A 9,840-nucleotide genomic window follows, 5' to 3' on the forward strand; every position below is an offset into this window, starting at 1 on the left:
CAATCCCCAAGCTTATTACTTTGTTCAATACTGCGGGATGGGTAGATTACTACTGCTTGCCAATCACTGTATCTCATCCGATTACGATAGAAATACAATAACGACTCGGCAAATAGCCTTTCGTAGAGCATTTCATCTTTTTGAAATTGAACTTCGCTGAAATATACAACCCCGCTATCAGCAGTATCAGGTGGAAGAAACACACCATCAATTTCAAATTTTGGTTCCTTAACAGCTACGGAATCAAAACGATAATTATCAGCATTATCTGGGGGATTTGTCAACAATTCAAATAATAAGCTTGGGGATTGTTGAAATAGTTTGTAGAAAATTGAGTCTCGGCGCATGTAGGGGTTGCAAAAAATTTATTTGAACTCATAATATATCTTCAGATGGCTTATACCACAAATTTTATTTCTCGTAAATTAAAGGGTTTAAGACCCGCAACGTCAACACGTAGTTCAGTTTCAGTCGGGGTTTAAATCCCCTTATGTAACTCTCTTAAATTTTGAATACTTCGACAAGCTCAGTACAAGTTTTGAATACTTCGACAAGCTCAGTACAAGTTTTGAATACTTCGGCTACGCTCAGGACAAGCTCAGTACAAGTTTTGAATTTTGAATTTTTAAGATTGGTTTTGTGATTTGGTGGTATTGTTTCCTGGCAAAATCTCAAATGGGCGATCGCGTTGTAAAATCTTACTAATTAGGATTATTCTTGAGAAGCGATCGCTATGGTAAAAAGTTATTATCGCTATCTAAAATCAGCAATTACTTGATAGTCATTCCATCAGCTTATCGATAGGCATTGATAATTTACTAAAAAATTCGGAGTTGCAAATCCGTGACAACAAAACAAGCGCCGATAATTATTGCTGAAGATGTTCACAAATGGTATGGAAAGTTCCATGTTCTTCAGGGTGTGAGCTTGAGGGTCAATCGTGGAGAAGTAGTCGTATTGATGGGGCCATCTGGTTCAGGTAAATCTACCTTTATCCGCACATTTAACGCTCTAGAAGAATACCAAAAGGGAAAAATTGAAATTGATGGTATTACCCTCAGCCATGACTTAAGAAATATTGAAACGATTCGCCGAGAAGTGGGAATGGTATTTCAGCAATTTAATTTATTTCCTCATCTCACAGTATTGCAAAATATCTCTTTAGCACCAATTTGGGTACGGCGATCGCCAAAGGCAAAAGCCGAAGAATTAGCAATGCAACTACTAGAAAGAGTGGGAATTTTAGAACAGGCGCAGAAATATCCAGGACAGTTATCTGGTGGACAACAGCAACGAGTAGCGATCGCTCGTGCTTTAGCCATGCAACCCAAAATTATGCTGTTTGACGAACCCACCTCAGCCTTAGATCCAGAAATGGTACGAGAAGTTTTAGATGTAATGCGAAATCTTGCCCGTGATGGAATGACAATGGTAGTCGTCACCCATGAAGTTGGATTCGCTCGTGAAGTCGCCGATCGAGTTATTTTAATGGATAGCGGTTCTCTCGTCGAGTCAGCTACCCCTGACACCTTTTTCAGCAACCCCAAAGAAGAAAGAACACGCAAGTTTTTATCGCAAATTCTCTAAAAAATATTTGAGATTAATCTAAATTTTGTATCCCACAACTTCACACCAAGATGTAGCAAAAAAGCCATCTGGGTGCTGACTCCATTCTCGCAAAGCATGGCTCATTGCTGTTAGCGATCGCTCATCAGTCCAACCTTTCTCTATAGCTCCATCCACCTTTGCAGAAGCCTCAATTCGCAGCGCCAAATATTCTGTAGCTTCACTGAGCGGCTCAGAACATTGATAAGAAGCCGAAGCTTTGATATTAGTAAACCCACTTTGGCGCAACAGAGCGCGTAACTCTCTACCTACGTAAGGATTACCAGAATTCTGCTGCTGGAGCCACTTGTAATAATAAAATGCTTTTTCTAGTTCTGATGTAGACGGCGCAATCAAAAACCCACCCCAGTCAGGACTACGAAGCCCAACAATTCCCCCCGGTTTCAAAACTCGCCACAGTTCCCGTAACGCCTGCGTCGGTTCTTGAAGATGCTCAAACAGTGCATGGGAAAAGATTGCATCAAATGAGTTATCCGCGAAGGGTAAAGCATAAATATTCGCCTCCAGAAAATTAGCATTACTCACACCTTGGGTGAAAGCACTCTCAGCAGCTATCTGGATTTGAGAAGCTTCGCGATCAATACCTGTAAGCGTACCAGGGAAAATTGCTTTTGCTAAACCCAAAGCGATCGTCCCAGGCCCGCAGCCACAATCTAGCAATTTCATCCCTGGACGTAAATAAGGCTTGAAAAACGCACCATGAGTATCTAAGCTGCGTTTTGCCATGAAATTCGTCGCATTACTCGAATAGCCTGGAGTATACTTTTCCTGCATTGCTCTGATTCCCTGCGATATTTGTATGAGTAAGCTGTTACGCATTTAAGTTGCACATCAACTGGTGAGGTTGTCCTTTGTCATTTGTCCTTTGTCCTTGGTAAACACTTCTGGACTAATGACTAATGACTAATGACGGTCTACACGGAAAATAGTGCAATATGTAGGCGCGTTAGCTTATCATAAGCAGGTACTTTTCAGATGTCCAATATATATTTAAATAAAATTGAAACTTGTAAAATATCAAAAAAATGGAATTGCGACACCTGCGCTACTTTATTGCTGTCGCTGAAGAACTGCACTTCAGTAGAGCCGCGGAGCGATTGCACATTGCTCAACCGCCCTTAAGCCAGCAAATTCAGCAACTAGAGGCGCAATTGGGAGTAGAACTGTTTCATCGCAAAACCAAGCGACAGGTGCAGCTAACGGAAGCTGGACAAGTATTTTTGCAAGAAGCTTATCAACTTTTAGCTCAACTCCAAAAAGCAATTGAGCTAACTCAAAAAACGGGAAGAGGTGAAAAGGGACAACTAAGAATTGGCTTTACTAGCTTAGTAACCTACGATTTGCTTCCTGTGATTTTGCGACGGTTTCGAGAACAGTTTCCAGAAGTAGAGTTGATTTTGCAGGAATTAACCACAACTCAACAAGAGCAAGCGCTACAAGAACGTCGCATCCATGTAGGCTTTGCCCATCCACCGTTAGAAGACAACACACTCAATCAAGAGTGCATTCAGCGAGAAGCTTTAATTGTGGCTATGTTGGAAACTCATCCCTTAGCTGAACAAGAAAAGATTTCAGTGCGATCGCTAGTAAACGAAAACTTTATCATGTTCCCTCGCCATTTGGGCCCCGGACTTTACGACCAAATCATGAGTCTTTGTCAGCAAGGAAATTTCAGCCCGAAAGTTACTCAAGAAGCGATTCAGATGCAGACAATTATCGGATTGGTTTCAGCAGGAATGGGAATTGCGATCGCACCGTCTTCATTACAAAATCTTCAAAGAGTTGGTGTAGTTTATCGCGCTATAGAAGAAAAAACACCATTAGTAGAAACGGCTGTAGTGTGGCGGGAAGAAGATATGACACCTGTACTAAGGGAATTTCTGCAAGTTGTGAGAAGTGTCTGAGGTCAGGGCTATTTCGTTCTAGACATAAACCGCCCAGAACTGAAGTTCCTCTCTTATAGTCCAAGTCCACTTTAGTGGACTAAAAGCCTTTCTTAGTCTACTAAGCGTGGACTTTTGCTATTAGCCTCAGAATTCATTCTGAGGCGGGCTAGATGAGAATGAAATAGCCGTAGTCTGAGGTTAACTAATTAGCTGTCTCCACGCCATGTAAAAATAATTTGTTCATCAGCTTGCCTTTTGCTGACAATTTCAGCCATTTTCTACCAGCTTGCCTTTAACTTATGATTGTATCTGCGATCGCTCTGCATCTTCTGGTTAAAAAAGAGCGATCGCCTGAACTAAAACAATATCTCCACTCAATAAACTTTATTGCTCATAATGATATTTGCAAGTCAAAATAATCAATAAATGGTTCAAAGGCAACTTTTTTCATATTCATCTAAATCTACATAAATTAGATTTCCTTTTTCTACATTATCCAAAGCTTTGAGCAGATGTTTTTTGTTAGTCTCTGATTGTAAAAGATAAGTAGTTTCATCTTCTTCAGTTGAGGTTTCAACTAACACGATGACTTCTATAGGACTCATATCTGATTTCTGAACAAAATTTCAGATAAAACACAACAGTTCCTTCTGGTAATTCTGTTGCAGACAGTTCAATCTTGCCATTTTTTCCGACAATAGCCTTTTGTTTAATTCCACTAAGCATAATTCCTATTTACTCCGATATTTACCACCTTATTCTAACTGTAGATGAGTGGCATGAATTTGAGCGATCGCTCTATCATCTGCGGTTCGTTCAATCCTCTTCTCCTCTGCATCTGGAGTAAGTAGACAGGTGAGAATAAACAGAACTATGTTAAAAAGTGTGAAATTGTCTGAAATCCTTACGGTAGCCCCTCAAAAAGTAAACCTTTAAGACTGTGCTAGCTTACCAATAAAAATGACGACCATTACGAGCTAGCTTTTTTTGTGCTAATCTATTTATTTAGTTAAAAAAAAGTTTCGCTAGGTTGTCAATGTATTATTAAAATGGAAATTATTAAATCAAGCACCGCCATAAATTGGAATTAAAGCTGTGTCTGCTAAAGATGCTTTTCATACAGTTGGACGATTTTTTACAGATTTAGATTTTTGAGCTATTAGTTCATATTTATTAGCAATTTCATCAAAAATTTTTTCCGCTTGTTCTTCTTTATTAAAGAATAAAGCCGTAAATTTTAACCATTCACTTTGTCCCAAGGGTGTATCTTCCATATATTCAGCATTTATCCCTACTTTCAAACCCGCCTCTGTGAGTTTGCTATAGCTATCAGTTTGAGAATTGCCTGTACCATAAGTTGTTACCAAGTCAGGGTTTAATTCTAATAACTTCTCTATATCCACATTAGAATTATTACCTATTTGTGTTACTTTCCCTGCTTTGATTCTTTCTATAACATCAGGTGTATTTACTTGTTGACTATTGCTAATACCGATAAGCTTATCAACTACACCTAACTTGGCTAAGTGAGGTAAATGAGTAGTAGATAAAGAAACTATGGAATTTATTGGTACTGTAATTACCTGTGCTTGATTAAATCCTTCTGGCGTAGGAGTTCCACATTGAACTAAAACATATTGAAACTTGGTTTTGGCATTCTGCCAAGGATTTTTAATGGTGACGATTTTGTAGTGTTTATAATATTCTACCGCCAAACCTGTTGCATGAGTAATTTTTATTTTATTAGGAAAGTAATCGGTATTAGGGTCATAGTTTTGAACACAACCGTTATTTATCGTGTTTGTAGATGTGTTAATTGCTGTACTATGGCAGGCAATAATTAAAGTGGTAATTAAAAAGAATTGGCATAAAAAAATAATGGGTTTTGAGTAACGTAATTTTGTCAACTGCATATTATATTTGCTTTTCAATTAGGCTGACTGATGTTGAGCAAGGGTAAAGTTTTCAATTATGCTATAGACTTTGGTGGGTAGCGGTGTTCAATAACTTTATTTCCTTTTACCAAATATTCATTCGTAGGTTGGGTGGAGATTTTGCACGCTAAAATAATCAGGACAGTTATGCTTAAAAACTAATGAATATCAATATTGATATACCTGATGAGATGCGTGTTTACATCGAAGTACAAGTGATGACAGGTACTTACAACAGCATTGGCGAGTATTTTTTGGACTTGGTGGAGCAAGACAAAAAACGTAAGGCGCAAGCAAAGTTAGAAATGCTTTTGCTTGAAGGTATTAACTCAGACGCTCAGGAAGTGACACCGGAATATTGGCAAAATTTGCGAAATCAGGCAATAGCACATCAAAGATTTTAAGGATTACCTGATTTTCTATCACATTTATGATACTACTGTTGAGATTCTTCGGGTATTTCATGAAGCAAGAGATTTGGCAGATTTACTAGGCGAATTAGACGAAGATTTTTAACCTCAGTTCTAATTTAAACAGACTCCGGTGGATATATATGTTCAGATACTTTGTTACCTTTCACCAAATGTTCATTGACAATAGTTTCAGCTACATTTGGGTGAACGCGAGTGTACCAAGCTCTATCATCGGAATAAAATACAACTGGCCCTAATTGACAAACTTCCAAACAGCCAGATGTTCTTACTTCCACATCTATACCTGCTTTTTCCACTGCTGATTTTAAAGCATCAAAGGTAGGTTGCCATTTGCGTGAAGGAAGACAGCGAGTAGAAGTGCAAACTGAGATATAAGAATGCTTCAATGGGTTTTTAGTAAATGGTATGGGTTTGTTTCCCAATACATAAATATCTCGTAGTTCCTCATAAAGAGCTAACTTTGATAAATTAGGCTTGCCTTCTGGTAATAAATTTTCACCTTCGACATATGGATTAGGCAAGAAAATAGTCATGAGGTTTTCATCTGCACCATTCCAGAAATCGATTCCCCAACTTCTAGGGATACCTTCTGCATTAAATCTTCGATAAAATGCAGCACGATTTACTTGACGTTGTTGCCTTAATTCCACAGGAGTCTTACAATGAGGGCCACCTAAATTAGCCTCAATACATAGGTGCAAATGCCAACCTTCTGTAACTACTGTGAGATATCCATCATAGAGGATACAAATTTTGGGTGGAGCATTAAATTCTAATTCTAATACACCTCCTTGGACAATATGCCCTACACCTACCTGCTGCCAATTTTGCTCAAATAAGGTGTAGAGTAGTGACGATAAAACATCGGTACTAGAATCAAAATATTCATATTCAATAGACCCACCTGTAGATAAATTGTCAGTGGTAACTTGATTTAATGGTGTAACCCAAGGATTAAATTCAATCATTTTAAACTCTCCTCTGCGCCTCTGCGTCTCTGCGTGAAACAAAACCATCAAAATATTAATCATATGTGAGCGATCGCCCCAAACAGGTAAAATCTCTTTAGGTCGTTTGATCAGGCATTCTCGATGAATGATGGTCTACAATCAACCAGCGATGTCTAACGACAAGTCGCTACGCGCCTACGCCAACTTTATGGTAAACAAAGGTATATCTTGCCCTAACTTCAGATGGCTGTCCATCCTTGACAACAGCAAATGTGTAAGTACCAGAGTTAACAGCGACATCGCAGTAAATCTGAATATTTTGCTCCTCAACTCGACCATCAGGTTTCAGGCCCAGAAACCCTTTAAAGTAATCTTCTATTTCAGGATGAGTGTGCCGAACCTTGTTAGAAACAGTGGGAAGTAGAATCGCATCATCCGCGTAATATTTCGCAACTTCACTTGGTTTACCCGTTTGTAGCGCTTTGTCCCATTGGTCAAAAAGCGCAGCCACATCTGTTTTTGTGACTGTTGGGCAATTTGTATCGGCATAGGCAGGACTGCACAAGAGGAACAAAAGTGCAAATAAGTTAACAACAATTACAGTGATTCTTTTCATAACAACCAATTAAACGATAGATTTGACAGTGATTTCTTAGCTAATCTAAAATTTCCAGTTCAAACCAACTTGAAAAACCCTACCCGCATCAGGAAAACCAGCAAATAATTGATATCTTTGATTAAAGATGTTATCTACACTCCCATTCACCGCTAAATTATTGCTTAAGGGTACTCGTAACTTCACATCAAATGTCGTGTATCCTGGTAAAAATTCAGTGTTAGTGTTATTCGTGGGATATTTACCAAGTGAATGCATGAGTAATCCTATATATAAACCTTCTGGGTTTTCATAATTAATTCCAGCATTTATACTATCTGCACCTGCAAACCGTAATTCTTTGTCAATTTCTGCAAAGTTAGAGCTTTTTAAAATCCGGGGGTCATTCGCCGTATAATTAACGAAAGCATAGACGTTTCTCGCCAGCTGTAAATTCAACGTTGCCTCAATTCCTGTAGTTTCAACTAAGCCAATATTTTCCCAGGTTCCTGTATTGCCATTTACAGGTGGTTGCAGTGACTTGAAGGCAATCAAATCAGAGATACGATTGTAAAAAAATGTTAAACGTAATAAGCCGATATCGCCGAGCTTTTGGTCAATTCCCACATCAAAACTATCACCTCTTTCGGGTTTAAGAGCTGGGTTGCCAATATTTGTAGGATTGATATTAAATAAGTTGGCAATAGTAGGAACACGAAAATTTTTAATATAGTTTGCTCTGAGAGTTGTAGAGTCAGAAAAGGCAAGTTTTGTACCTACAGATGGGGATGTTGCTGAACTATTTATCAAGCTGCTAAAATCTTGACGTAAGCCTAAATTTACAGTCCAACCAGGAGTTAAGTTTACTTCATATCTGGCAAATAATGCTCCTTGATCGATACTAGTATCGTAGTTTATCCTCTCTAGATTAGTAGAATAACTAAAGGAAGTACTGCGTACATTCACATTGCGATAATCAAAACCATAAACTAAGCTTTGATTTTTAGCAAAGTTCCAACTGTGTGTAGTTTGAATTCCGTAAGAAGTTTGGTTAGAATCAAACCGATTCTGAGATGAAAGTGCGCCGCTACGACTGTCAAAGCGAGTGTTGAGAAAATCAATATAAACTCTGGCTGTTAAAAGTGAATCATCTCCACCACCTAGTTGAGAATTCCAAGTTAAATCACTGAGAACTTGGTCTGTATACTTGCGATTATTGTCGGTAAGGGAGTTAAAGAAACCTTGACCAAATTGTGGTACAGGAATAGGTACTCCTCCTGGTACACCTTGTTCTTTTCCTAAGTATTGAGTGGAAAAAGCAAGAGTGTTACGTTTACTTAAATTGGCATCAAGTTTAACGTTAAAATTGTTGTAGAGAGTATCATTGTTTTTCCTAGTTCCCTCAAAATTAGCTTCAGGAATTGCAAAAGGATAGTTGTATTCGGCTTGAGTGCGGTTGTATCCAATTACCCAACCAATATCTCCAGTTTTTCCACTATTTTGAATACTCTGTTGGTTTAGTCCATAAGCACCAATGTTGACTTTCGCTTCTGTGGTAATTTTCTCTGTGGGACGACGAGTGATAATATTAATTACTCCCCCAATTGCATCAGAACCGTAAAGAGTAGAACCTCCTCCCGGTAATACTTCAACTCTTTCGATGTTGTTGGTAGTAAATTCTGAAAGGTCAAACCCACCGCTACCAAGATTATTAATTGGTCTACCATCAAGCAATATTAATACTTGACCAGTATTAGAACCACGAATAAATTGACCGCTTAAGGCGTTTACTTCCGTCCCAACAGTACCATCAGGTAAGATACCAGGGAGAAATTTGAGTGCTTCTCTGACAGTTCTAGCACCCTGCGCTTCCATCTCTTCACCCGTAATCACGTAAATCGGACGGGTGGAATCTTTCACTGTCCCTTCGCGGCGAAAAGGTGAGAACACAGGTTCATTCAATAGCTTGTCGATGACTGTCAGTTCAATATCGGGTTCTTTTTCTTCTGTGGACGCTGGAGGATTTTGAGCAATTCCTTGTGGTTTATTTGTTGCTGCTGGAGTATTTTCAGGTGTTACTTCTGCAAGTGGTTGTAGGTATGAAGCAGAACCTTCGTACTGGGGAAACTCAGATAATTGTGGAACTTCTGTGGCTGTGGTGCTGCAATTTCCGTAAAGTATCCCTACGGTGATAGTCAAACTAGATGCAACAATTTGAATACCCCATTTGGCAACAAAATTATTAGGCATTTGTGATTTAAGCAACCTGTATAACTCAGAAAATTGACATTGGTAGACAAAAAGCTGATTTTGATTCAGCAAAAGGACGACAAGCATAGTGAAACTAGCCACCGCTTGTGCAACGGTAGAAGGAAAATGGCGACAGTAGAAGAAAGCCGTAGTGCATCCATGTGA

At 38.9% G+C, this 9,840-nt stretch carries 9 protein-coding genes and 2 pseudogenes; 4 read left to right on the forward strand and 7 right to left on the reverse strand.

The features are described from left to right. On the reverse strand, positions 1-347 hold a 347-nt coding region (locus LC574_RS11345; RefSeq protein ID WP_229453618.1), incomplete at its 3' end, for an Rpn family recombination-promoting nuclease/putative transposase. 496 nt (positions 348-843) lie between these two features. Here LC574_RS11345 and LC574_RS11350 point away from each other — a divergent pair. Further along, entirely contained in the window at positions 844-1,587 is a 744-nt protein-coding gene (locus tag LC574_RS11350; RefSeq protein WP_368736681.1) for an amino acid ABC transporter ATP-binding protein, read from the forward strand. A gap of 18 nt (positions 1,588-1,605) precedes the next feature. On the opposite strand, the gene LC574_RS11355 is transcribed toward LC574_RS11350, so the two are convergent. Beyond that, the gene (locus tag LC574_RS11355; RefSeq protein WP_229453619.1) at positions 1,606-2,400 is read right to left on the reverse strand and encodes a methyltransferase domain-containing protein; all 795 of its coding nucleotides are present in this window, start codon (positions 2,398-2,400) and stop codon (positions 1,606-1,608) included. Positions 2,401-2,651: 251 nt separating this feature from the next. Between LC574_RS11355 and LC574_RS11360 the strand changes: the two genes are divergently transcribed. Beyond that, a complete protein-coding gene (locus LC574_RS11360) occupies positions 2,652-3,530 on the forward strand; it encodes a LysR family transcriptional regulator (protein WP_229453620.1) in 879 nt (292 codons plus the stop codon). Between the two features lie 413 nt (positions 3,531-3,943). Here the strand turns inward: LC574_RS11360 and LC574_RS11365 are convergent. Beyond that, a pseudogene (locus LC574_RS11365) lies at positions 3,944-4,238 on the reverse strand (hypothetical protein). Between the two features lie 392 nt (positions 4,239-4,630). Then, positions 4,631-5,425 (reverse strand): annotated as a pseudogene (locus LC574_RS11370) (ABC transporter substrate-binding protein); the annotation flags it as partial. 182 nt (positions 5,426-5,607) lie between these two features. Between LC574_RS11370 and LC574_RS11375 the strand changes: the two are divergent. Together LC574_RS11375 and LC574_RS39015 are read left to right on the forward strand one after the other, a co-directional pair. Further along, the gene (locus tag LC574_RS11375) at positions 5,608-5,850 is read left to right on the forward strand and encodes a type II toxin-antitoxin system ParD family antitoxin (RefSeq protein WP_229453621.1); all 243 of its coding nucleotides are present in this window, start codon (positions 5,608-5,610) and stop codon (positions 5,848-5,850) included. 22 nt (positions 5,851-5,872) lie between these two features. Beyond that, positions 5,873-5,962, forward strand: a complete 90-nt coding sequence (locus LC574_RS39015) for a hypothetical protein (protein ID WP_368736682.1) — start codon at positions 5,873-5,875, stop codon at positions 5,960-5,962. A 13-nt stretch (positions 5,963-5,975) separates the two neighbouring features. On the opposite strand, the gene LC574_RS11380 is transcribed toward LC574_RS39015, so the two are convergent. The 3 genes from LC574_RS11380 to LC574_RS11390 all read right to left on the reverse strand — a co-directional run bounded on the left by LC574_RS11380 (position 5,976) and on the right by LC574_RS11390 (position 9,675). Continuing rightward, the gene (locus tag LC574_RS11380) at positions 5,976-6,848 is read right to left on the reverse strand and encodes a ferredoxin (RefSeq protein ID WP_229453622.1); all 873 of its coding nucleotides are present in this window, start codon (positions 6,846-6,848) and stop codon (positions 5,976-5,978) included. A gap of 169 nt (positions 6,849-7,017) precedes the next feature. Further along, positions 7,018-7,446: an SgcJ/EcaC family oxidoreductase gene (locus tag LC574_RS11385; RefSeq protein ID WP_229453623.1), complete on the reverse strand. Its 429-nt coding sequence runs from the start codon at positions 7,444-7,446 to the stop codon at positions 7,018-7,020. A gap of 45 nt (positions 7,447-7,491) precedes the next feature. After that, positions 7,492-9,675, reverse strand: coding sequence for a TonB-dependent siderophore receptor (locus LC574_RS11390; RefSeq protein ID WP_229453625.1), 2,184 nt, complete (start codon positions 9,673-9,675; stop codon positions 7,492-7,494). Positions 9,676-9,840: the final 165 nt, after the last annotated feature.

Source organism: Nostoc sp. CHAB 5715, assembly GCF_020829685.1.
In the GTDB taxonomy this organism is placed as follows: Bacteria; Cyanobacteriota; Cyanobacteriia; order Cyanobacteriales; family Nostocaceae; genus Nostoc.